Origin of the sequence: Gordonia sp. KTR9 (assembly GCF_000143885.2) — a bacterium.
In the GTDB taxonomy this organism is placed as follows: domain Bacteria; phylum Actinomycetota; class Actinomycetes; order Mycobacteriales; family Mycobacteriaceae; genus Gordonia.
Map to the genome: position 1 here is coordinate 3,732,234 of NC_018581.1, position 22,510 is coordinate 3,754,743.

20 protein-coding genes and 2 tRNA genes are annotated in these 22,510 nt (G+C 66.9%); 9 read left to right on the plus strand and 13 right to left on the minus strand.

Annotation, left to right across the window (positions count from 1 at the left end; all coding sequences use genetic code 11):
* Nucleotides 1–43: 43 nt before the first annotated feature.
* On the plus strand, nt 44–646 hold the full coding sequence (locus KTR9_RS17540; protein WP_014927484.1) for a DUF3515 domain-containing protein: 603 nt from the start codon (nt 44–46) through the stop codon (nt 644–646).
* Nucleotides 647–664: 18 nt separating this feature from the next.
* Here the strand turns inward: KTR9_RS17540 and KTR9_RS17545 are convergent, their stop codons facing one another.
* Complete coding sequence (locus KTR9_RS17545) at nt 665–1,672, minus strand: NAD(P)H-dependent glycerol-3-phosphate dehydrogenase (protein ID WP_010841310.1); 1,008 nt, start codon at nt 1,670–1,672, stop codon at nt 665–667.
* Between the two features lie 144 nt (nt 1,673–1,816).
* On the opposite strand from KTR9_RS17545, the gene cofC reads away from it, so the two are divergent.
* The 3 genes from cofC to KTR9_RS17560 all read left to right on the plus strand — a co-directional run bounded on the left by cofC (nt 1,817) and on the right by KTR9_RS17560 (nt 5,783).
* The gene (cofC, locus tag KTR9_RS17550) at nt 1,817–2,548 is read left to right on the plus strand and encodes a 2-phospho-L-lactate guanylyltransferase (RefSeq protein WP_238553915.1); all 732 of its coding nucleotides are present in this window, start codon (nt 1,817–1,819) and stop codon (nt 2,546–2,548) included.
* Nucleotides 2,549–2,622: 74 nt separating this feature from the next.
* Nucleotides 2,623–4,821, plus strand: a complete 2,199-nt coding sequence (locus tag KTR9_RS17555; protein ID WP_035717008.1) for an RNA degradosome polyphosphate kinase — start codon at nt 2,623–2,625, stop codon at nt 4,819–4,821.
* 44 nt (nt 4,822–4,865) lie between these two features.
* Nucleotides 4,866–5,783 (plus strand): NUDIX hydrolase, encoded by a 918-nt coding sequence (locus KTR9_RS17560; protein ID WP_014927486.1) that lies wholly within the window; start codon nt 4,866–4,868, stop codon nt 5,781–5,783.
* A gap of 118 nt (nt 5,784–5,901) precedes the next feature.
* On the opposite strand, the gene KTR9_RS17565 is transcribed toward KTR9_RS17560, so the two are convergent.
* The 3 genes from KTR9_RS17565 to leuC all read right to left on the minus strand — a co-directional run bounded on the left by KTR9_RS17565 (nt 5,902) and on the right by leuC (nt 8,810).
* Nucleotides 5,902–6,528 carry an HU family DNA-binding protein gene (locus KTR9_RS17565; RefSeq protein WP_014927487.1) on the minus strand — a complete coding sequence of 209 codons (627 nt, stop codon included), beginning with the start codon at nt 6,526–6,528 and terminating at the stop codon, nt 5,902–5,904.
* Nucleotides 6,529–6,701: 173 nt separating this feature from the next.
* On the minus strand, nt 6,702–7,295 hold the full coding sequence (gene leuD / locus KTR9_RS17570; RefSeq protein WP_010841315.1) for a 3-isopropylmalate dehydratase small subunit: 594 nt from the start codon (nt 7,293–7,295) through the stop codon (nt 6,702–6,704).
* Between the two features lie 51 nt (nt 7,296–7,346).
* Nucleotides 7,347–8,810: a 3-isopropylmalate dehydratase large subunit gene (leuC, locus tag KTR9_RS17575; protein WP_010841316.1), complete on the minus strand. Its 1,464-nt coding sequence runs from the start codon at nt 8,808–8,810 to the stop codon at nt 7,347–7,349.
* Between the two features lie 108 nt (nt 8,811–8,918).
* Here leuC and KTR9_RS17580 point away from each other — a divergent pair, with 108 nt between their 5' ends.
* Nucleotides 8,919–9,653 carry an IclR family transcriptional regulator gene (locus KTR9_RS17580; RefSeq protein WP_014927489.1) on the plus strand — a complete coding sequence of 245 codons (735 nt, stop codon included), beginning with the start codon at nt 8,919–8,921 and terminating at the stop codon, nt 9,651–9,653.
* A 60-nt stretch (nt 9,654–9,713) separates the two neighbouring features.
* The gene (locus tag KTR9_RS17585) at nt 9,714–10,211 is read left to right on the plus strand and encodes a PPOX class F420-dependent oxidoreductase (protein WP_010841318.1); all 498 of its coding nucleotides are present in this window, start codon (nt 9,714–9,716) and stop codon (nt 10,209–10,211) included.
* Nucleotides 10,212–10,342: 131 nt separating this feature from the next.
* On the opposite strand, the gene KTR9_RS17590 is transcribed toward KTR9_RS17585, so the two are convergent.
* The 5 genes from KTR9_RS17590 to KTR9_RS17610 form a co-directional block, all read right to left on the minus strand.
* Nucleotides 10,343–10,415, minus strand: a tRNA-Glu gene (locus tag KTR9_RS17590).
* A 54-nt stretch (nt 10,416–10,469) separates the two neighbouring features.
* Nucleotides 10,470–10,541: transfer RNA gene (locus KTR9_RS17595), tRNA-Gln, on the minus strand.
* A gap of 86 nt (nt 10,542–10,627) precedes the next feature.
* Nucleotides 10,628–12,106, minus strand: a complete 1,479-nt coding sequence (gene gltX / locus KTR9_RS17600) for a glutamate--tRNA ligase (protein ID WP_044506988.1) — start codon at nt 12,104–12,106, stop codon at nt 10,628–10,630.
* 46 nt (nt 12,107–12,152) lie between these two features.
* Nucleotides 12,153–12,977, minus strand: a complete 825-nt coding sequence (locus KTR9_RS17605; protein ID WP_014927491.1) for an alpha/beta fold hydrolase — start codon at nt 12,975–12,977, stop codon at nt 12,153–12,155.
* Nucleotides 12,974–13,744: a fumarylacetoacetate hydrolase family protein gene (locus tag KTR9_RS17610; protein WP_010841321.1), complete on the minus strand. Its 771-nt coding sequence runs from the start codon at nt 13,742–13,744 to the stop codon at nt 12,974–12,976. Before KTR9_RS17610 ends, KTR9_RS17605 begins: the two co-directional genes overlap by 4 nt.
* 149 nt (nt 13,745–13,893) lie before the next feature.
* On the opposite strand from KTR9_RS17610, the gene KTR9_RS17615 reads away from it, so the two are divergent.
* The gene (locus KTR9_RS17615; RefSeq protein WP_014927492.1) at nt 13,894–15,123 is read left to right on the plus strand and encodes an MFS transporter; all 1,230 of its coding nucleotides are present in this window, start codon (nt 13,894–13,896) and stop codon (nt 15,121–15,123) included.
* Between the two features lie 156 nt (nt 15,124–15,279).
* On the opposite strand, the gene KTR9_RS17620 is transcribed toward KTR9_RS17615, so the two are convergent.
* Together KTR9_RS17620 and serA are read right to left on the minus strand one after the other, a co-directional pair.
* Nucleotides 15,280–16,287: a 3-isopropylmalate dehydrogenase gene (locus tag KTR9_RS17620; protein WP_014927493.1), complete on the minus strand. Its 1,008-nt coding sequence runs from the start codon at nt 16,285–16,287 to the stop codon at nt 15,280–15,282.
* A complete protein-coding gene (serA, locus tag KTR9_RS17625) occupies nt 16,284–17,879 on the minus strand; it encodes a phosphoglycerate dehydrogenase (protein ID WP_044508049.1) in 1,596 nt (531 codons plus the stop codon). The genes KTR9_RS17620 and serA overlap by 4 nt, the downstream gene beginning before the upstream one ends.
* Nucleotides 17,880–18,221: 342 nt before the next feature.
* Here serA and KTR9_RS17630 point away from each other — a divergent pair, with 342 nt between their 5' ends.
* Nucleotides 18,222–18,887, plus strand: a complete 666-nt coding sequence (locus tag KTR9_RS17630) for a trypsin-like peptidase domain-containing protein (RefSeq protein ID WP_010841325.1) — start codon at nt 18,222–18,224, stop codon at nt 18,885–18,887.
* 740 nt (nt 18,888–19,627) lie between these two features.
* Nucleotides 19,628–20,638, plus strand: a complete 1,011-nt coding sequence (locus KTR9_RS17635; protein WP_014927496.1) for an IS481 family transposase — start codon at nt 19,628–19,630, stop codon at nt 20,636–20,638.
* Here the strand turns inward: KTR9_RS17635 and KTR9_RS17640 are convergent.
* On the minus strand, nt 20,635–21,405 hold the full coding sequence (locus tag KTR9_RS17640; RefSeq protein ID WP_014927497.1) for a hypothetical protein: 771 nt from the start codon (nt 21,403–21,405) through the stop codon (nt 20,635–20,637). The genes KTR9_RS17635 and KTR9_RS17640 overlap by 4 nt on opposite strands.
* A 62-nt stretch (nt 21,406–21,467) precedes the next feature.
* Nucleotides 21,468–22,484 (minus strand): hypothetical protein, encoded by a 1,017-nt coding sequence (locus KTR9_RS17645; protein ID WP_238553916.1) that lies wholly within the window; start codon nt 22,482–22,484, stop codon nt 21,468–21,470.
* Nucleotides 22,485–22,510 lie beyond the last annotated feature (26 nt).

The window sequence follows — 22,510 nt, forward strand, 5'->3', positions numbered from 1 at the left end:
TCCCCGCGCGCGGGTCCGACAATCGGACTCCTACTGTTGTGGGGTGACGTCAGCAGGTTCGGATGACACTCCGCAGAGCCCCCTCGGCAGCGATCCCGACGACCCCACCGAGGACACCTCGCGGTACGGCGGCGGCGGGCGGCTCAGCCCGGCACTCGTCGCGACGCTGGTCGCCATCCCGGTGATGGTGCTCGCCGGGTTCATCGTGTTCGCCGCGCTGCGTCCCGACCCGGTGACCCCGATCGAGTCCTACGACTCCGCCGGCCCGGTCGCCGAGGGGTGCAGCCGACTCCTCGCCGAAGCACCGGAGACCTTCGAAGGATTCGGCCCGAAAGAGGTGTCCGGCGACAGCGCGACGTGGCCGGCGACCGGCTCTGGCGACGACATGACACTGCGGTGCGGGGTGACCCGGCCGGCGGAGCTGTCTCCCACGAGCAATCTCCAGGAGATCCACGCGGTCGGTCAGGCCGGCGTCCAGTGGTTCATCACCGACACCGTCGACGGCTCGGGCCAGGCCTACGTGTGCGTCGATCACCGGCCGTATGTCGCGATGTGGATTCCGGCGAATGCCGGCAACGGACCCATCACCGACATCTCGGGCCTGATCGACCGCACCCTCGAACGAGGACCGCTCGACTTCGGCTGATCCTCCGAGCCGGGGAGATCAGTCCCGGTAGATCTCCGGCTTGGTACTGCGGCCGAGCAGCGAGTCGACGGCGTCGGCCACCGACATCCCCTCGTGGCAGACCTGGTGGACCGCGTCCGTGAGGGGCATCGGCACCTGATGCCGCTCGGCCAGCGCGCGCACCGACGAGCACGACTTGACGCCTTCGGCTACCTGTCCGTTCGTGGCCTCCTGAGCCTGCGCCATGGTGGCGCCCTCCCCCAGCCGTGCACCGAACGACCGGTTGCGGGACAACGGCGACGAGCACGTCGCAACGAGGTCCCCGATCCCGGCCAGGCCGGCCAAGGTCTCGATCTGCGCGCCCACCGCGACACCCAGGCGGATCGTCTCGGCGAGCCCGCGCGTGATGATCGTCGCCAACGTGTTCTGACCGAACCCGATGCCGCTCGCCATCCCACAGGCCAGCGCGATGACGTTCTTGGCCGAACCGCCGATCTCGCATCCGACGACGTCGGTGTTCGTGTACGGCCGGAAGTACCGCGTACTGAACGCACTCTGCAGAGTCACCGCCCGCGCCTCGTCGGCGCAGGCGATGACCGTCGCCGCGGGCTGCCCCTCGGCGATCTCACGGGCCAGGTTCGGACCGGTCAGCACCGCGATCCGGTTGTCGTCGACGCCGGTCACCTCGGCGATGACCTCGCTCATCCGTAACAGCGTGTTCGATTCGATGCCTTTGGCGAGCGACACCAGGGACGCATCCGAACCGATGTACGGGGTCCACTGCGTCAGGTTGGGGCGCAACGACTGCGAGGGCACACCGCAGACGACGATGTCGGCACCCATCAGGGCGTCGACCGCCGAACTCGTCGCCGTCAGAGCACCGGGCAGCGTGATCCCGGGTAGGTAGTCGGCGTTGACGTGCTCGGTGTTGATCGCCTCGGCGAGCTCGGGGCGTCGGGCCCAGATCACGGTGTCCGTCCCGGCATCCACGAGCACCTTCGCCACCGAGGTTCCCCAGGAACCCGCTCCCATCACCGCCGCGCGCACCGCAACCTCCCACCGGGCAAGCCCAATTCCACATCCACACCGGCGGCCTCCTGGCCGTGGCGACCCTGCTCACCCTAGTGCCCTCCCCGGTGTGACCGACCCGGAATGTCACCGGCCATCGGTCGGTGCATCATGATGGTCTGCATGGAACACGGCACTGTCGGCGCGGACGCCGACCCGACGATCGTCGACGCCGGGGGCAGCGAGCCCGTCGCGCCGACCGTCGCGGCTGTGCTGGCGGTGAAGAGCCTGCATCGCGCGAAGTCGCGATTGGCCGCAACCCTGTCCACCGCGTTCGAAGGCGATGATCCGGTCACCCGCGGCTCGCTGGTGCTCGCGATGTTCCTCGACACCGTCGACGCCCTGCGCGGCGCGGGGATCTCCCGCATCGTCGTCGTCAGCCCCGACGACGAGGTCCTCGCCGCGGCGCGGCGTTCGGGCATGCGCGGCCTGCGGGAGTCGGCGGCTCCTGCGGCTGCGGGACTCAATGCCGCATTCGTCGACGGCGCACGATGGGCACGCGAGGCCTGGCCCGAGTCGACGGGCATGATGTACGTCCAGGCGGACCTGCCCGCCGCGACGAGCACGTCGATCACCGCCGTGCTGCGTGAGGCACAGCACCATCGATCCAGCTTCCTCACCGACCGCGACGGCACCGGGACGGTCCTGTTGCACGGAACCGTCGCCGACGACGCGGCACCGCGCTTCGGCCCCGGTTCCGCGGCCGCACACCGATCGGCCGGCGCCGTCGAACTCGATCCCGCGGGCCGGAACTGGCCCGACCTGCGCACCGACGTCGACACCGCGACGGACCTCGCCGTCGCCCGCGAACTCGGTCTCGGACCACACACCACCGCTGCGCTGCGTCATCTCTGACCCGCACACGGCATCGATCCCGGTCTATCCGGCGGGCGTGTACGCCGAGGACCGAGATGGGTCATCATTGGGGGGTGAGCCCCGCCGACGACGACTCCTCCAAGACCACCACCACGTTCACCATGTCACCGATACCCCACGCACCGCCGGCCGCCACCTTGGTTCCCGACGAGTCCGCCGACCTGCCCGAGGACCGCTACCTCAACCGGGAATTGAGCTGGCTGGACTTCAACTCCCGCGTGCTCGCGCTCGCCGAGGACACCTCGTTGCCGCTCCTCGATCGCGCGAAGTTCCTCGCGATCTTCGCCTCGAATCTCGACGAGTTCTTCATGGTCCGGGTGGCCGGGCTGAAACGTCGTGACGAGACCGGCCTGTCGGTTCGGTCCGCGGACGGGCTGTCGCCTCGAGAGCAGCTCATGCGGATCGCCGGCCGTGCCCAGACCATCGCCGACCGCCACGCGCGCGTATTCCTCGACTCGGTCCGACCGGCGTTGGCCGACAACGACATCTACGTGGTGACCTGGTCACAGCTCACGGACGAGCAGCAGGCGCGGATGACGGACTACTTCCAGGACGAGGTCTTCCCGGTCCTGACGCCGCTGGCCGTCGATCCCGCTCACCCGTTCCCGTACATCAGCGGGTTGTCGTTGAACCTCGCCGTGACGGTCCGCGACGTCAACGAGAGCGGCGAGCATTTCGCGCGGGTCAAGGTCCCCGACAACGTGAACCGCTTCATCCGGGTCGACCGGTTGTCGCCGTATCGGGGCACCGACGACAAGGCGGCCAAACGCGCGGTGTATCTGCCGCTGGAGAGTCTGATCGCGGCCAACCTCGGCAATCTGTTCCCGGGGATGGAAATCGTTGAGCACCACGTGTTCCGGATCACCCGTAACGCCGACTTCGAAGTCGAGGAGGACCGGGACGAGGATCTGCTCCAGGCCCTGGAGCGTGAACTCGCCCGGCGCCGGTTCGGCTCCCCGGTGCGGCTCGAGGTGGCCGATGACATGACCGAGCACATGCTCGAGTTGTTGCTGCGCGAGCTCGAGGTGGACCCCGCCGATGTCATCCAGGTGCCCGGACTCCTCGATCTGTCATCACTTTTCGAGATCTACGCGCTCGACCGCCCGCACCTGAAGGACCGCCCGTTCGTCCCCGCCACCCATCCGGCGTTCGGCGAGCGGGAAACACCCAAGAGCGTGTTCTCGACACTGCGCGACGGCGACGTGCTCGTGCACCATCCGTACGACTCGTTCTCGACGAGCGTCCAGCGATTCATCGAGCAGGCCGCGGCCGACCCCCAGGTACTCGCCATCAAGCAGACGCTGTACCGCACTTCCGGCGACTCCCCGATCGTCAACGCGCTCATCGACGCCGCCGAGGCCGGCAAACAGGTCGTCGCCCTGGTCGAGATCAAGGCACGCTTCGACGAGCAGGCGAACATCAAGTGGGCACGCAAGCTCGAGCAGGCCGGCGTCCACGTCGTCTACGGCCTCGTGGGACTCAAGACCCACTGCAAGACCTGCCTTGTGGTGCGTCGTGAGGGCTCGACGATCAAGCGGTACTGCCACATCGGCACCGGGAACTACAACCCGAAGACAGCACGGCTCTACGAGGACGTGGGCCTGCTGACCGCCGCACCCGACATCGGCGCCGATCTGACCGACCTGTTCAACACCCTGACCGGTTATTCACGCAAGCAGGAGTACCGCAACATCCTCGTTGCGCCGCACGGCATCCGGGCCGGCATCATCAAGCGGATCCACCGCGAGATCGAGCTCTTCCGCGAGGGGGACACTCGAGCGCGGATCCAGCTCAAGGCGAATGCCCTTGTCGACGAGCAGGTGATCGATGCGCTCTACCGAGCCTCCCAGAGCGGGGTACCGGTCGATGTCGTCGTCCGGGGCATCAGCGCCCTGCGGCCCGGGGTCGAGGGTTACAGCGACAACATCCACGTGCGGTCGATCCTGGGGCAGTTCCTCGAGCACTCGCGAATCCTGTACTTCGGTGCGCAGAACCAGTACTGGTTCGGCAGCGCGGACATGATGCATCGCAATCTGGATCGGCGCGTCGAGGTGATGGTGAACGTCCGTGATGAACGTCTGGCCGGCGAACTCGGCGACATCTTCGCCTCCGCGCTCGACCCCCGAACCCGCTGCTGGGTTCTGCATTCCGACGGGAGCTGGGTCGCCTCACCCGCCGAGGGCGAGGAGGTGCGCGACCATCAGCGACAGATGATGCGGCGCAATCGACGTCGGCCGGAGACCAGTTCGTGACCGGCACCGACGCGTAACCTTCGGCCTCTACCATCACCACCGATATGGCGAAGAAGACGAATGAGGTGTGGGCCGCGGGCGGCGTGGTCTGGCGGCCGGGGGTCTCCGGTTCCGCCGAGACCGACGGTGTCGAGATCGCGGTCGTCCACCGCCCGAAGTACGACGACTGGACGCTGCCCAAGGGAAAGGCCGAGCCGGGCGAGACGCTCATCGACACCGCGGTGCGCGAGATCGCCGAGGAGACCGGACAACACGTCGTCCTCGGCAGGCACCTCGACGACGTCCACTACGACCTCGGTGGCGCGCGCAAGCATGTGCGCTACTGGTCGGCGCGGGCCATCGACGGGGCTTTCGTCGCCGGCAGCGAGGTCGACGATCTGCACTGGCTCTCGGTCGACAGGGCCCGGGAGGCCTTGAGCTACCCGCTCGACCGCACGATCCTGGAGGAGTTCGTGCGACTACCCGCGGACCTGCACACGTTTTTGTTGGTCCGGCACGCCAAGGCCGGCCGGCGCTCGACGTACAAGGGCGACGACCGGTTGCGCCCCCTCGACAAGCTGGGCCGGGCGCAGGCCGCCGCCCTCGTCCCGTTGCTGCTGGCGTTCGGGGCGGGCCGCATCCACTCGGCTGATCGCGTGCGATGCGAGCAGACCCTGGAACCGTTGCGCGACCGCCTCGGCGTCGAGCTGCATGCCGAGCCGGACCTTTCGGAGGAGACGTACCGGACGAATCCGGCAGCGGCGCAACACCGGATCCTTCGACTCGCGGCCGACACGACGTCGACCCTGGCGGTCTGCAGCCAGGGCAAGGTGATTCCGCCCCTCATGGAGTGGTGGGCCGACCGGGACTCGATCTCGCTTCCCAAGGCGTCCAATCGCAAGGGGAGCGTATGGGTTCTGTCCCTGTACGACGGCCGCCTCGTGGCGGCCGACCACATCGCCGGACCGCTTCCCGCAACCTGAGTCGGAGTCGGCACGCGGACGACACCGCCTCCGGTGATCGTCCGAACACAGCTCAGCCCCCGGCGGGGGAAGTACGCCGGGGGCTGAACTGTGGTTGTCGACCGCGGTAGTCCGCGGGTCAGCGACGGGTGGTCTTCTTGGCTGCGGTCTTCTTTGCAGGAGCCTTCTTGGCCGGAGCCTTCTTCGCGGCCGTGGCCTTCTTTGCCGGCGCGGCCTTCTTGGCCGGAGCCTTCTTCGCGGCCGTCGTGGTCTTCTTGGCCGCCGTGGTCTTGGCCGGAGCCTTCTTGGCCGCGGTAGTCTTCTTGGCCGCCGTGGTCTTGGCCGGAGCCTTCTTGGCCGCGGTGGTCTTCTTGGCCGCGGTGGTCGCCTTCTTGGCGGCGGTCTTCTTCGCCGGCGCAGCCTTCTTGGCTGCCGTGGTGGTGGTTCCGCTGCCGCGCTTCACAGCCGGACCGGTGGCGGACAGCTTCTGCTTGCCGGCCACAACGGCTTTGAACTGAGCTCCCGGACGGAATGCCGGAACAGATGTTGCGCGGACCTTCACGGTCTCGCCGGTCCGCGGGTTGCGGGCGACGCGCGGTGCGCGCTTCCGCTTTTCGAATACGCCGAAGCCGGTGATCGTCACGCTCTCGCCCTTGTTGACTGCGCGCACGATCGTGTCGACGACGAGCTCGACCGCTTCTGTCGCAGTCTTGCGATCCGCGTCGAGCTTCTTGGTCAGCTCATCAATGAGCTCCGCCTTGTTCATGAGTACCTCCGCAAGCTGATCTGACCGAGTTTCGGCCAGCTACCAACACACGGTAAACGTCGGATGTGAAAACGTCCATCTTCCACGCCAATTAGGATGCCGTGTTGCGAAATGGCATGGCAGCTCACGACGGTGCCGCCGCGACGGGATCGCCCCGCCGCGGCAGCGAGAAATCAGCCCGCCAGGGTGCGCGGCTTGAAGCCAGGCCGCGTCGACTCGTACTCGGAAATCGCGTCTACCTGGCGCAACGTGAGGCCGATGTCGTCGAGACCCTCCATCAGACGCCACCGCGTGTAGTCATCAATTGCCAACGGCACCACGAGGTCTCCAGCGGTGACCGTCTTATCGACAAGGCTCACCGTCAGTTCGAGGCCCGGAGTCTCCTCGAGCCGCTTCCACAGCAGCTCGACATCGGACTGCTCGACCTGGGCGGCCACCAGACCCGCCTTGCCCGAGTTGCCGCGGAAGATGTCGGCGAAGCGGGACGAGATCACCACGCGGAAGCCGAAATCGGACAGGGCCCAGACCGCGTGCTCACGCGAGGAGCCGGTGCCGAAGTCGGGGCCGGCGACCAGGACCGACCCGCGGCTCCAGGGCTCGTTGTTGAGGATGAAGTCGGGATCGGTTCGCCAGCCGGCGAAGAGACCGTCTTCAAAGCCGGTGCGCGTCACCCGCTTCAGATAGACGGCCGGGATGATCTGGTCGGTGTCGACGTTGCTGTGGCGCAGCGGGACGCCGATGCCGGTGTGTTCGGTGAACGGTTCCATGAGAATGCCCCTGTTCGAATGATGTGGCCGGGATGTGGTTCGGACCGTGACTCAACCGAGATCGGCGGTCGCCGGCAGTGAGTCCAGATCGGCGGGCGCGGACAAGGTGCCGCGCAGGGCGGTGGCCGCCGCCACTGCCGGTGACACGAGGTGGGTTCGACCACCCTTGCCCTGGCGCCCTTCGAAATTGCGGTTCGAGGTCGACGCGCACCGCTCACCCGGGGCGAGCTGATCCGGGTTCATGCCCAGGCACATCGAGCACCCGGCCTGCCGCCACTCGGCGCCGGCGGCGACGAAGATCTCACCCAGTCCTTCTTCCTCGGCCTGCGCGCGTACGCGCATCGAGCCGGGGACGATCAGCATCCGCATGCCGTCCGCGACCTTGCGCCCCTTCAGGATGTCGGCGACCTCGCGCAGATCCTCGATCCGGCCGTTCGTGCACGAGCCGACGAAGACCGTGTCGACCTTGATGTCGCGCAGCGGCGTTCCGGGCTCCAGGCCCATGTACTCCAGCGCCTTCGCCGCGGCGCCTGCCTTGACCTCGTCGCCGTAATCGGCCGGGTCCGGTACCGCGGCGCCGAGCGGCGCGCCCTGGCCCGGGTTGGTTCCCCACGTGACGAAGGGGGTCAGCGTGGAGGCGTCGATGTGCACCTCGGCGTCGAAGGTGGCGTCGGGATCGGTGCGCAGGCTGTCCCAATAGGCAACCGCGGCATCCCAATCGGCACCGGCCGGGGCATGCGGGCGCCCCTTCAAGAACTCATAGGTGGTCTCGTCGGGCGCGATCATCCCCGCCCGGGCCCCTGCCTCGATCGACATGTTGCACACCGTCATCCGGGCTTCCATGGACAGCTTCCGGATGGCCTCGCCGCGGTACTCCAGCACGTAGCCCTGTCCGCCGCCGGTGCCGATCTTCGCGATGATCGCGAGGATCAGGTCCTTGCTCGTCACACCGGGCGGCAGCTCGCCGTCGACGTTGATGGCCATCGTCTTGAACGGCCGCAGAGACAGGGTCTGTGTCGCGAGCACGTGCTCGACCTCGCTGGTGCCGATTCCCATCGCGATCGCTCCGAAGGCGCCGTGTGTCGACGTGTGGCTGTCGCCGCAGACGACGGTCATGCCGGGCTGGGTCAGGCCCAGCTGCGGCCCGACGACGTGGACGATGCCCTGCTCGGCATCACCCATCGGATGCAGGCGGATGCCGAACTCCTCGCAGTTGCTGCGAAGTGTGTCGACCTGAGTGCGCGAGACCGGGTCGGCGATGGGCTTGTCGATGTCCATCGTCGGGACGTTGTGGTCCTCGGTCGCGATCGTCAGGTCCGGTCGCCGGACCGGTCGCCCGGCGAGACGCAGGCCCTCGAAGGCCTGCGGACTGGTGACCTCGTGTACGAGGTGGAGGTCGATGTAGATCAGGTCGGGATCGTTGGTGCCCGACGCGTCGGCGCCACCGGGGACCACGACGTGATCGCGCCACACCTTCTCGGCGAGAGTTAGCGGCTGGGCTGGGCTGTTGCTCATGGCTGCACTCGTTATCTGTCTCGGGTTCTTCGGACTCTGCACGCGGTCTCGACGTTCTGGCTGGCTTTCGAACGTGCATCTCACTATTTGGACAGCTAGTATCGTCCTATGGGAAAGGATACCGCATCTGCGGTCAGCAGCGGAATCGGCGTGCTCGACAAGTCCGTGGCGGTGCTGCACGCGATCGCCGAGGCCCCGTGCAACCTGTCGGAGCTCTGCGAACGAACCGGCCTGCCGCGGGCGACGGCGCACCGGCTCGCGGTCGGGCTCGAGACCCACCGCTTCCTCACCAGGGACGTCACCGGGCGCTGGCAGCCCGGCCCCGTCCTCGGCGAACTCGCCTCCTCGGCACACGATCCCATCACCGAGTCGGCCCTGATGGTCCTCCCCCGGCTCCGCGACATCACCGGCGAATCGGTCCAGGTCTATCGCCGCGAAGGAGCCGAACGCGTCTGCGTCGCCGCGATGGAACCACCGACCGGACTGCGCGACACCGTGCCGGTGGGCACCCGCTTCCCGATGAGCGCGGGGTCGGCGGCGAAGGTCCTGCTCGCCTGGGCCGATCCCGCGACCCAACGTGCGCTCTTGCCGGACAGCATCTTCAGCGAGCGCGCGCTCCACGAGATCCGCCGCCGCGGGTGGGCGCAGAGCGCAGGCGAACGCGCCGCCGGAGTGGCGAGTGTGTCGGCTCCCGTGCGCGACGGCAACGGTGACGTCGTCGCCGCGATCTCGGTGTCCGGGCCGATCGACCGCATGGGCCGCCGGCCGGGTGCGCGCTGGGCCGCCGATCTGCTCGCCGCCGCGGACGCCATCCACAAACGCCTCCAGGCGGCACGCCCCTGACCCAGAGCCGTTGCACCCGGTGCCGTTCCGATGCACCCGTCGGTGGGCTAGCGTCGGGGAATGGGAGTCAATCAACGCAGTCAGATCGTCATGTCCGAGGCCGAGATCACCGAGTTCGTCGCGCGCAGCCGGACCGCCACCCTCGCCACGACCGGACCCGACGGGAACATCCACCTGGTGGCGATGTGGTACGGGATCGTCGACGGCGACATCTGGTTCGAGACGAAATCCAAGTCGCAGAAGGCCGTCAACATCCGCCGCAACAGCCGGTGCTCGGTGATGATCGAAGACGGCGACACCTACGACACCCTCCGGGGCGTCGCGTTCGAGGGCAACGCGGAGATCCTCGACGACCCCGACTCGTGCCTGAAGGTCGGCATCAGCGTCTGGGAGCGCTACACCGCGCCCTACACCGAGGAATCGCGGCCCTTCGTGGAGCAGATGATGAACAAGCGCGTGGCCGTCCGGATCAGACCGTCCCGCACTCGTTCCTGGGATCACCGCAAGCTCGGCATCCCCGAGATGCCCGCCTCCGGGAGCACCGCCGAGTTCCTGTGACCCGACGACGGTGACAGACGCCGACCCAGCTCCGTCCGCGTCGCGCTGTGATCAGCGTGACTCAGACGAGATGGCCTGTGGCGCATAGCAAAACACCCTCCCCCTGCAGTGCAGAGGGAGGGTGTTTCTCGTAGCCCCGACGGGATTCGAACCCGCGCTACCGCCTTGAGAGGGCGGCGTCCTAGGCCGCTAGACGACGGGGCCATGGGAACTTCCGGCGATCAAGACCTTAGCACGGTCTCGATCTCCTTCTGTCCGCTGGGGTACCAGGACTCGAACCTAGAATGGCGGTACCAGAAACCGCTGTGTTGCCAATTACACCATACCCCATTGGCGTGGTTCTCCTTGCGGAAAACTGCCGAGAAAGAGAGTATCAAAGGGTTGCCGGAAGTCCACAAACGTGCAGCTCAGACCCCTTATTCGGCTGCAATCCGCCGGGCCGAGGCCAGCCTCGCGAGCGTCTTGTCGCGACCCAGGATCTCCATCGACTCGAACAGCGGAGGACTGATCTGCGAACCGGTCACGGCCACGCGCACCGGACCGAACGCCTTGCGCGGTTTGAGTCCCAGATCGTCCACCAGGGCGGCGTTCAGCGCGTCCTGCAGCGCGGTCGTGGTGAAGGAATCCAGCGACTCGATCGCGGCGATGGTGGCGTCCAGAACCGGCACGGCGTCGGCACCCAGGTTCTTGCTCGCCGCCTTCTCGTCGATCGTGAAGTCGGCGTCCGAGACGTAGACGAACCGGATGAGATCCCAGGCGTCACCCAGGACCTGGATGCGCGTCTGCACCAGTTCGGCCAGAGCTGCGAAGGTCTCGTCGTCGGCGGTCTCGGCGAGCTTGCCCTGCGCGACGAGATACGACTTGAGCCGGGCGGTGAAGTCGCCGAGGTCCAACCGGCGGATGTGCTCGGCGTTGATGGCGTCGGCCTTCTTCTGGTCGAAGCGCGCGGGGTTGGAATTGACCTGCCGCACATCGAAAGCCGCGATCATCTCGTCGAGGCTGAAGACGTCGACATCACTCTTGTAACCCCAGCCGAGCAGCGCGAGGTAGTTGAGCAGGCCTTCGGGGATGAACCCGCGGTCGCGGTGGTGGAACAGATTCGACTGCGGGTCGCGCTTGGAGAGCTTCTTGTTGCCCTCCCCCATGACGAACGGAAGGTGGCCGAAGGACGGAACCGAATCGGCGACGCCGATGCGGATCAGCGCGTCGTACAGTGCGAGCTGGCGCGGGGTCGACGAGAAGAGGTCCTCGCCGCGCAGCACATGCGTGATCTTCATCATGGCGTCGTCGACCGGATTGACCAGGGTGTAGAGCGGATCGCCCGAGGCGCGCGTGAGGGCGAAGTCCGGCACGGTCCCGGCCTTGATGGTCGTCGTACCGCGCACGAGATCGTCCCACGAGATGTCGGTGTCCGGCATGCGCAGTCGGACAACGGGTTTGCGCCCCTCGGCCACGTACGCAGCGCGCTGATCGGGAGTCAGGTCGCGGTCGAAGTTGTCGTAACCCAGTTTCGGGTCACGGCCGACGGCGCGATGACGGGCCTCGACTTCCTCGGGTGTGGAGAAGGCCTCATAGGCCTCGCCCGCTGCGAGCAGCCGGGCGACGACGTCGGCATGGAGTTCCCGACGCTCCGACTGCCGGTAGGGCCCGTAGGGTCCCCCCACCTCGGGCCCCTCGTCCCAGTCGAGTCCCAGCCAGCGCAGCGCGTCGAGGATCGCCGCGTAGGACTCCTCGCTGTCGCGCGCGGCATCGGTGTCCTCGATGCGGAAGACGAAAGTGCCGGCGTCGTGGCGGGCCTGGGCAAAGTTGAACAGCGCGGTCCGCACGAGCCCCACGTGCGGCGTCCCCGTCGGAGACGGACAGAATCGGACGCGCACACCCTCAGTACTGGTCATTGGCTCAGGGTATCGAAGCCGTGCCACGCCCCGGACATGCCCGCCGTCAGGCCCGGTGCGCCTCGCAGAACTCGACGAGGACCCGATTCACCTCGGCCGGCTGTTCGAGATACCCGAAATGACCGGCTCGTTCGATCTCGACGTATTGCGCGCCCGGAATGGCCTCGGCGACTTCGCGCGCCAGCTTCGCCGGCAGCGTCCGATCGTCGGCGAAACCGACGACCAGGGCGGGCCGGGTGATGCCGCGGTAGGCCGCGAGGCGGTTGGACTCCTTGTTGTGGAGTTCGAGCTGCGCACGCACACCCGGGGTGATCGTCTGCGGGGAGAACCCGATGATGTCGAGCCAGTCGCGCGCGGTGCGGTCGTCGTCGAGCGTGTGTGGCGACAGGTTCAGATGGGCGGTGATCGCGGCCTCGTACTCGGGCGGCAGCTTGATCTTGTTGTCGTAGAGCGCCCGCTCCCCGGCCGAGATCGCCTCCTGCAGTGGAGTGTTGCGGCCATAGGTCGCGACCATCACCGCCGCTTTGACCACATCCGGCCGCGCCAGCGCCAGCTCCTGGGTGATCCGGGCGCCGAGCGAGGTACCGATCACGATCGCCGGACCGCGACCGAGGTGCTCGATCAGGGCGGCTGTGTCGGCGACCATGTCGTCGAGCGTGAATCCCTCGGCACACTCCGATGACGGGGCGACACCGCGGTTGTCGAAGGTCACCACGGTGAATCCGGCCTTGACCAACGCCGGTTCCTGGTGGGCCTTCCACACGCGTCCGGGGCTACCGGTCCCCATCACCATGACGACCAGCGGGCCCGAACCGGCCACGCTGTAGGAGATGTCGATGCCGTTGACTCGTGCCGTGCTGGGAGCTGTCACTTGTCCACCACCGGGTTGGAGAGCGTACCGATTCCTTCGACGGTCACCGAGACGCGCTGGCCGGCGACCATCGGCCCCACACCTTCCGGGGTGCCCGTGAGGATCACGTCACCCGGCAGCAGGGTCATGACGCGGGAGATCCACTCCACGATCTCACCGACGTCGTGGAGCATCAACGACGTCCGGGTCCGCTGCTTGACCTCGCCGTCGAGTTCGGTCACGAGTTCGACATCGGCCGGGTCGAACGCGGTGTCGATCCACGGACCGAGCGGACAGAAGGAGTCGTAGCTCTTCCCCCGGGTCCACTGCCCGTCGGCCTGCTGGTGGTCGCGGGCGGTCACGTCGTTGGCGACCGTGTAACCGAGGATCACGTCCTTGGCCTGCGCGGCCTTCACGTCCTTGCACGCACGTCCGATGACGATCGCCAGTTCACCTTCGTAGTCCACGCGTTCCGACGACGGCGGGCGCACGATGGGCAGCTCGGGCCCGATGATCGAGGTGTTGGGCTTGAGGAAGATCACCGGATCGGCGGGCGCCTCGCCACCCATCTCCGCGGCGTGCGCGGCGTAGTTCTTCCCGATGCAGATCACCTTGCTGGCCAGGATCGGTGCCAGAATCCGCACATCTGCCGCCTTCCACGAGCGGCCGGTGAACGTCGGCGTGCCGAAGGGGTGCTCAGCGATCTCCTTCATCACGGCGTCGTCACCATCGCCCTCGACGGACACGAATGCCACGCCGTCAGGACTCGCAATTCGACCTAAGCGCATGTCCCAGACCTTATCGCACCGTCGATCCCACACGTTGGGAGCCGAGTTGGCAGACCTCCGAGCCGGTTTTAGAATGTGGACGCAGAGTTTCATATATTGAGATCCGCACCACGGGCGTCCGTCTGATCAGACTGCGAGGTGAGCAGAACATGACCCATGTCGACGACATCACCACTGCCAGAAGGTGGGTCATCCTCGGCTGCTCGCTCCTCGCCGCACTCACCACGACGTGCGTGGTCAGCGGTGTCGCCTACCTGATCCCGGCGCTCCACACCGACGCCGGACTCTCATTGACCGAGGCGTCGACGCTCGCCGCGATCCCGACCATCGGCCTGATGGCCGCGACGATCCCTTGGGGGATCCTGTTGGACCGCTACGGCGAACGCCGCATCCTGTTGCTGTCGCTGTCGATCTCCCTCAGCGGCGCGATCGCGGCCGCGGTCGCCGCGGCGGCCGACGCGTCGTACCTCGTCGTGGGCGCCGCACTCTTCGTGGGCGGTCTCGGTTCGGGAGCTGCCAACGGGGCCAGCGGCCGCATCGTCGTCGGCTGGTTCCCCGCCCATCAGCGCGGGACCGCGATGGGCATCCGACAGATGGCCCAGCCGCTGGGAATCGGCGTGTGCGCACTCACCATGCCGGTCGTCGCGGCGAGCTCGGGACCTGCTGCGGCACTGGCGATCCCAGCGATCGTGACTGCCGCAGGCCTGGTCGCGGTGATCATCGGCATCACCGACCCACCGCGCCGCACCACTCCCGCCGCGGTGGTCGACGACTCTCCCGCGCGTGCGAATCCCTACCGCGGCAACTCTTTCCTCGCGCGTGTCCACATCGTCAGCATGCTGCTCGTCATCCCGCAGTCGATGCTGTGGACCTTCGTACCCACCTGGCTCATCGTCGCGCACGGATGGTCACCGGCCGGCGCCGGCACGCTGATCACGGTGACCCAGGTCATCGGTGCGCTGGGCCGGATAGTCGCCGGACGATGGTCGGATGCCTGGTTGTCGCGGATGCGACCCGTACGGGTGATCGCGGTCGCCGGTGTCGCCGCCATGTCCGCGCTGGCGATCGCCGACTGGTTCGACAGTCCGCTGGCACCCGCCCTCATGGCGGTGGCGAGCATCATCTCCGTCGCCGACAACGGCTTGGCGTTCACCGCCATCGCCGAATACGTGGGACCGGAATGGAGCGGGCGCGGCCTCGCCGTCCAGAACACCGGGCAGTATCTGGTCACCGCGGCCACCACACCGCTACTGGGGGCACTGATCGCGGCGGTCGGCTTCCCCATCGCGTTCGCGGCGACCGCCCTCGCGCCGCTCGTCGCGACACCGCTGGTCCCCCGCGATCGGTCGCCGGGAGCCGACGACTTGGTGGACGCGTGAATGCAGAGCTGTTCTGACAGAACGGGATGCGCGAACGTCCTGTGCTGAATACCAACCCGACCGATGAACCTCATCTCGACTGGTGGACTTCGATCGAAGTCCACCAGTCGAGTTGAGGTCTGTCGGTCGCGAGAGTGGTCGGCGCGGGGGCCGGAACTACAGCCGCTCGCGGATGCGTGCCCCGATCTCAGCGGTGCCGAACGTGCCGCTGCGATCGGCGAGGTCGTCGGCGACGGCCTTCTCGATCCGGGCGGCGGCGTCGAGGTCGCCGAGATGCTGGAGCAGGAGTGCGACCGACAGGATCGCGGCGGTCGGATCGGCCTTGCCCTGACCGGCAATGTCGGGAGCCGACCCGTGGACGGGCTCGAACATCGACGGGTTGGCACCGGTGGCGTCGATGTTGCCCGATGCGGCCAGTCCGATGCCGCCGCTCACCGCAGCGGCGATGTCGGTGATGATGTCGCCGAACAGGTTGTCGGTGACGATGACGTCGAATCGCCCGGGATCGGTGACCAGATAGATGGTCGCCGCGTCCACATGGCAGTAGTCGGTCGTCACGTCCGGGAACTCGGCGCCGACCTCGTCGACCGCGCGACTCCACATCGACCCGGCGAAGGTCAGGACGTTGGTCTTGTGGACCAGCGTCAGCTTCTTGCGACGTTGCTGCGCGCGCTGGAAAGCGTTGCGCACCACGCGCTCGACGCCGAAGCGGGTGTTGACGCTGACTTCGGTGGCGACCTCGTTCGGGGTGCCGACCCGGATGGCACCGCCATTGCCCGTGTAGGGACCCTCGGTCCCCTCCCGGACCACCACGAAGTCGATGTCGGGGTCACCGGCGAGCGGCGAGGAGACACCGGGGAAACGACGCGACGGGCGCAGGTTGACGTGGTGGTCGAGGGCGAATCGCATGGTGAGGAGCAGCCCGCGCTCCAGCACACCCGACGGCACCGATGGATCTCCGATGGCGCCCAACAGGATTGCGTCGTGACGGCGGAGGGACTCGAGGTCGTCCTCGGTCAGCAGTTCGCCGTTGCGGTGGTAGCGGCGCGCTCCGAGATCGAACTCGGTGGTGCTGACCGACGGAACGACCGCCTCGAGGACGCCGAGCGCCTCCCCGATGACCTCGGGTCCGATGCCGTCGCCGGCGATGACTGCGAGTCTCATGCGAGGTCGACCTGTTCGATGAGGGTTGCCGAGACCGCGTCACCGATCGCGGCGACGACGTCGTCGTCGACGACACTGCTCACGCGCAGCATCATCGTGGCGCCGCCGCCCTCTGCGTCCTGCGACAGGCCGGCGGCGAGGATGTCGACGCCGGCGTTGCCGAGCAGCGTGCCGATCTTGCCCAGCGAACCCGGCTGGTCGGCGTAACTGACGATGAGGTTGTGGCCTTCGGCGCGGAGGTCGAAGTTGCGGCCGTTGATGTTGACGATCTTCTCGACGAGACGCGGCTCGGTGAGGGTGCCCGACACGTTGTGCACCGAACCGTCGGCGAAGACGGCCTTCACGTCGACGACACTGCGGTGGTTGGGGCTGTCCGGTGCGGTGGTCACCTCGCTGGTGACGCCACGGCTCTCGGCGACGGCCGGGGCGTTGACGAACGTGACGGGCTCGTCGAGCACGGCGGAGAACAGGCCACGCAGCGCCGACAGACCGAGCACCTCGACGTTCTTCGCGGCCAGTTCGCCGCGGACATCGACGACCAGCGACGTCGGCGGTTCCTTGCTGATGGCACCGACGAGGACGCCGGCCTTGCGGGCGACCTCGAGCCACGGCGCGACCTCTTCGTCGACGGCGCCGCCGGTGATGTTGACCGCGTCGGGGACGAAGTGTCCGGCCAGCGCGAGCCGCACGCTCTTGGCGACGTCGGTGCCGGCGCGGTCCTGCGCCTCGCTGGTCGACGCACCGAGGTGCGGGGTCACGACGACCTGCGGGAGCTCGAACAGCGGCGAGTCGGTGCAGGGCTCGGTGGCGAAGACGTCGAGTCCGGCGGCGCGGACCTGACCGGAGGTGATCGCGTCGGCGAGGGCCTGTTCGTCGATCAGGCCACCGCGGGCGGCGTTGACGATGACCACGCCCTTCTTGGTCCGGGCGAGCTGCTCGGCGCCGATGAGACCCAGGGTCTCCGGCGTCTTCGGCAGGTGCACGGTGATGAAGTCGGCGCGCTCGAGCAGTTCGTCGAGGCTGACCAGCTCGATGCCCAGCTGGGCCGCGCGGGCGGGCGACACATAGGGGTCGTAGGCGATGATGTGGGTCTCGAAAGCGGCCAGCCGGGCAGCCACGAGCTGACCGATCCGGCCGAGCCCGACGACGCCGACGGTCTTGTCGAAGATCTCGACGCCGTTGAACGACGAACGCTTCCAGGTCTTCTCACGCAGGGTTGCGTCAGCAGCGGGGATCTCACGCGACGCCGACATCAGCAGCGCGATGGCGTGTTCGGCGGCAGTGTGGATGTTCGAGGTCGGGGCGTTGACGACCATGACGCCGCGCTCGGTGGCCGCGGGGACGTCCACGTTGTCCAGACCGACACCCGCCCGGGCGATGATCTTCAGCTTCTTGCCCGCGTCGAGGACCTCGGCGTCCACGGTCGTCGCGGAGCGGACCAGGATGGCGTCGGCGTCGACGACCGCCTCGAGCAACTTGGGACGATCCGGACCGTCGACCCATCGCACCTCGACACCGTCACCGAGTGCTTCCACGGTGGACGGCGCCAGCTTGTCGGCGATGAGTACAACCGGGCGGCCAGCAGAGCTCACAGTCATTTCTCCAGATTCGGGGAGTGCGGTTTCACGATCGGCGATGCGGAGTGTCGGTGACGACTCCGTACGACAGCTTAAAGGTGTGGTAGGTGCCGCCGAGCACGTGGCCTACCCCGAATTCGGAGTCCTGTCCTCCTGCATGGGTAGAGTGTGACCCGCATTACGGTTACCTTGCATGGAGCATCACGGAAGTGTTGCAAACCGACCGCGGGTCGATCCCACGCAGCCGTGAGCGCCCGGGGGGACCGGTACGGTGTGCTTGCCGCCAGTTTCGAAGTCCCGACGGGTGGCCGAATGCCCGTGACCGAGAACTGGTTGGACCCGAGAAGTGGAGTGCGGATGACGAAGAAGCTGACAGTGCTGTTGGCGGTTTTGGCTGCGACGGTGCTGGCCGGCTGGGGAGGGGGCGTCGCGGTCGCCGCACCGGCGAAGATCTTCCTTGGAGGTGGCTCCGGGATCCTGGTGCTCAAGGGCGGCAATTCGGCGGCGGCCTGCACGATGACCACCATCGGCCGCTCGAAGACCAACAAGCTCATCGGCGTCACCGCGGGACATTGCGGCACACCCGGTCAGAAGGTCTACTCCGAGACCTTCCAGGATCGCGGCCAGGCGGGCACCATCACGTACACCGCTCCCGATCTCGACATGGCGATCATCGAATTCGACGCCTCGCGCGTCGTGCCGCTGCGTACCGTGCGCGGCGTGACGATCCGCTCGGTCGACCCGAAGCCCCTCGCCTTCCCGACGATCGCCTGCAAAGAAGGCCGGACCACCGGCAACACCTGCGGTATCGCCTGGTTCTCCGATGGCGACGTCCACGTCAGCCAGATGTGCGTGATCGAAGGTGACTCCGGCAGCCCGGTCGTCGTCGGCGATCGCCTCGTCGGAATGGTCAACGCCTACTACTTCCTCGGCTGCCTCGGCCCCGAGACCGGTACCAACATCCAGCCGATCCTCAAGCGGATCGCTTCGCTCGACGCCTACCGGGGCTTCCGGGTCGCCTGACGACTCCGAGTCCCACCCCCACCGACGCCCCGGATGATTCTCCTCCGGGGCGTCGTCGTGTTCTGGGGCGGATCTCGTGCATCCGTGAGTGGATCGTCGTGAGCGGGACGGCGCCGCCCGCGGCGATGGGCGCGTCGTTGTACCGACGAGTGCGACGACGTCGGTGACTCGGATCCCGCGTTCCCGCCCAGCTCCGATCGCAGCGAAGTCATTTGTCGCGAAGACAGGCCGGGACAGCTGCTCGACGGCGGCACGACCGCCGGCCGGGTCGGAGCACGAATAGACGATATGGTCGCCCGGGATCTCGATGGCCGCATTATCGATGTAGTCACCTGGCTTGCCATCAAAGGCGTTGTCTCAGTTGATATTGCGAGTCGGCGAAGCCGAGTGTCATCGCCAAGTCGCAGTCGATGGCCCGAGACCGCCGGACGCGGGGGTGCTGGTGACCGAATCCTCGAACCCGGAGCGGCAGCCGAGATCACCGATTTGTCCGGACTCGGCCGATAGTGTCTGGACAGCAGGCCCGGCGCGGCACCCCGGCACACATCCAACCGTTCGGGGGATGGCGGTAGGTCGCAATCCTCGGCATGGCCGGCCGCGCTGCGCCGCCCATCGCCGGCGGGCGGCCTAGGTGTACTAACCACGGACGTTAGGTACGGCGTGGCGGGATGACATGACGAAGACCTCCGAGTGAGAGTGCGAACTGCCTAGGTAACGCACCCGCTCAACCGGAGGTCTTCGTGTCCCACCGTAACGCCCCGCTGACCGAAACAGGTCGTCTGCGTCTGGCCAAGTGCATCGTTGAGGACGGTTGGTCGATCCGCCGTGCCGCTGAACGCTTTCAGGTCGCCCCGACGACCGCCCAACGCTGGGCCCGCCGCTACCGCGGCCACGGGCCGGCCGGGATGGTCGATCGCAGCAGCCGCCCGCATGTCAGCCCCAACCGCACACCGACCCGCACTGAACGCCGCATCATCAAAGTCCGTGTCCTGCGCCGCTGGGGACCCGCACGCATCGCCTACCTGCTCGGCCTTAACCCCTCGACTGTGCACCGAGTGCTGTCTCGCTACGGCCTGGCTCGTTTGCGCTGGCTGGATCGCCCCACCGGGCGGGTTATCCGTCGGATGAAGTCGGCAACCCCAGGTGAACTGGTGCATGTCGACGTCAAGAAACTCGGCAAGATCCCCGCCGGCGGTGGCTGGCGCAAACTCGGCCGCACCGCCGGCCGCCGTAACAGTCGCGCCGACAAGAGCAGCGGGAAGCAGAACAAGTACCGCAACCCCGTGCGCGGTTATCACTTCCTGCACACCGCCATCGATGCCCACTCACGGTTGGCGTACTCGGAGATTCTGGCTGATGAACGCAAAGAGACCGCCGCCGAGTTCTGGCTGCGTGCCCAGCACTGGTTTGCCGAGCGCGGTATCGAGGTTCGGAAAGTGTTGACTGACAACGGTTCTTGCTACAAGTCGCATGCATTCGCCGATGCGCTCGGGCCATCGATCATCCACCGCCGAACCCGGCCGTATCGGCCGCAAACCAACGGCAAGGTCGAACGGTTTCACCGCACCCTGGCCGACGAATGGGCCTACGACCGGCTCTACACCAGCGACACCGAACGCTGCGCACAGTTCCCGATCTGGCTGCACCACTACAATCACCACCGCGGTTACAATCACCACCGCGGTCACACAGCACTCGGAGGACAACCACCAGCCAGCCGCGTACCCAACCTCTCAGGTCAGTACACCTAGGGACCGCTGTCGACGAACTTCTCGTCGTCGAGCCGTTGGACAGCACGACCGTCCGCCAGCTCGATTCGCGACCCGGCATTCATCCAGTAGAAGCGCAACATCGAATACAGCGCCGTGCCGCCCGGCGTGTAGCAGGGCGCGTCACCCAGCGCGTAGGGTCTGGACGTTTCCGTCGTTTCGATGAGCACCACATCGCGCTTCGGCCATGAGCCGATCCTTTCGGCGTCGATGCGAGTGATGTCGTCCCAACGAAACGACGTTTGCGACGAAGTTCGATTGATTTCCAAGGCATTCATGTCGAATGTGATCCTCGGCGGCCCATGTTTGTGGCGCGCATACTCGCCATAGATCGCGGCAATGACGATGACGCCGACAGCCACTGGAAAGAAAGTCCGCTGACCGGGTGTCAGCGACAGGGCGAGCTTCCCGATCGGGACGAGTGCCACGAACACGAGGCCGCCTGCGGCCCCCAGAGCGAGCGCCACACGGGATAGACGATCGAAGATACGATCGTATCTCAGCGTGATAAGTCCGACGGACGTGTCGGCATTCGGTTTCACCTGTTCGAAGACACGCGTTCGCAGCCCTCCGGCCAATAATGCGCACACCGCGAGCGCAAAGGTCACGGCGACAAACACCGTCGGCGCATCCTGCGACCGAAACGCCGTCACCAACAAAGCGACCACCGCCGGTGCCATCAGCGCGACGAACAAAACACCGGTGACACGGCCACCTCGCCACTCAGCGGGTCTGGGAATGTTTGTCATGACGTCCTTTATCGTAAGTGCGAGATACGGATGCCGCGCCCAAGCGGGTTCGTGTGGCTGAGTCACGATGTTGGTGACGGGCACACCGCTTCGCCGACCTTGGTTCCAACCAACCCGAATATCCAGCTGCCGGCCATCGAACCGACCGCCGCACCGCCCACTGCGAGCGGACCTCCCGCGGAGGAAAATCCGCCGCCGGCGACACCGCCTGCGTATCCGCCGGCGACTCCGAGCGCCGCCGAGATACTGGCAACGCACTTGTCCTCGGCCACCACCACGTCGTAGATGCCGACGCCGATCGCCAAGGCGGGACCACCGTACTTGGCACCGACACCAATGTTTTCGACAGCGGCGGCCGAAACACGCGGAATACTGTGACCGTCGGCTGCGTACTTGTCGACCCCGCTGAGGGCGCCCCCGATGGTCGTCTCGATCGGATGCGTGAAAAACGGGCTGCTGGCCGGAATGTCTCCTGTGCGGCCGTCCGGCGTTGTGACCCGACCGCTCTTGTATCCGTCCGCCCACTCCTCCACATAGGCCGTCGTTCCGTCTGCCCATGTGGTCGAAAGCCTCTTGGTGCCGCTGAGGTCTTCCCACGAGTGCGCAGTCGAGATCACCTCTCCATCTCGCCCGTAATGCTTCACAGTCGTTTCAGAGAGCTTCATCGATGGCATCGACGCCCGATACGGATTCCATTCAGTGATCACCTGACGAGTGCCGTCCTGCATGTAGAGGACCTTGTGCCGACCTTGATCGTCCTCGAATTTTTCGGTTGCTCGTACCGTCATCGCCATGTCCTCGGCACGCACCATCAACTGTTGCCGGAGGCCGAAGAGTGTGCCCGGGTTGGGCACTTGATCAGTAGGGGCCACAAGCCCGGGGATGGGGACGAAAGTGTTCGCAGTCGGATTCGTCCACCCATGCTTGCCCGCCGCGGATTGGATCGCTTGTGCGACCGAGTCATCAGCTGCATCGACTGCAAGCAGGAGGCGGTTGACCTCCCCCTGCTGCCTGTTCGCTTCTTCAGCGAGACGGTCGGCTTCCTCGAGAGTCAGCGCGATGGGATCGATCAGAACCACCCACGCGTCCGTGACCCACAGTTTGC

Bases quoted from the DNA above. Each gene is read 5' to 3' on its own strand.
- cofC (WP_238553915.1), top strand. From the start codon at position 1,817: ATGGAACACGGCACTGTCGGCGCGGACGCCGACCCGACGATCGTCGAC.
- KTR9_RS17560 (WP_014927486.1), top strand. From the start codon at position 4,866: ATGGCGAAGAAGACGAATGAGGTGTGGGCCGCGGGCGGCGTGGTCTGG.
- KTR9_RS17565 (WP_014927487.1), bottom strand. From the start codon at position 6,528: ATGAACAAGGCGGAGCTCATTGATGAGCTGACCAAGAAGCTCGACGCG.
- leuD (WP_010841315.1), bottom strand. From the start codon at position 7,295: ATGGAACCGTTCACCGAACACACCGGCATCGGCGTCCCGCTGCGCCAC.
- leuC (WP_010841316.1), bottom strand. From the start codon at position 8,810: ATGAGCAACAGCCCAGCCCAGCCGCTAACTCTCGCCGAGAAGGTGTGG.
- KTR9_RS17580 (WP_014927489.1), top strand. From the start codon at position 8,919: ATGGGAAAGGATACCGCATCTGCGGTCAGCAGCGGAATCGGCGTGCTC.
- KTR9_RS17585 (WP_010841318.1), top strand. From the start codon at position 9,714: ATGGGAGTCAATCAACGCAGTCAGATCGTCATGTCCGAGGCCGAGATC.
- gltX (WP_044506988.1), bottom strand. From the start codon at position 12,106: ATGACCAGTACTGAGGGTGTGCGCGTCCGATTCTGTCCGTCTCCGACG.
- KTR9_RS17610 (WP_010841321.1), bottom strand. From the start codon at position 13,744: ATGCGCTTAGGTCGAATTGCGAGTCCTGACGGCGTGGCATTCGTGTCC.
- KTR9_RS17615 (WP_014927492.1), top strand. From the start codon at position 13,894: ATGACCCATGTCGACGACATCACCACTGCCAGAAGGTGGGTCATCCTC.
- KTR9_RS17620 (WP_014927493.1), bottom strand. From the start codon at position 16,287: ATGAGACTCGCAGTCATCGCCGGCGACGGCATCGGACCCGAGGTCATC.
- KTR9_RS17630 (WP_010841325.1), top strand. From the start codon at position 18,222: ATGACGAAGAAGCTGACAGTGCTGTTGGCGGTTTTGGCTGCGACGGTG.
- KTR9_RS17640 (WP_014927497.1), bottom strand. From the start codon at position 21,405: ATGACAAACATTCCCAGACCCGCTGAGTGGCGAGGTGGCCGTGTCACC.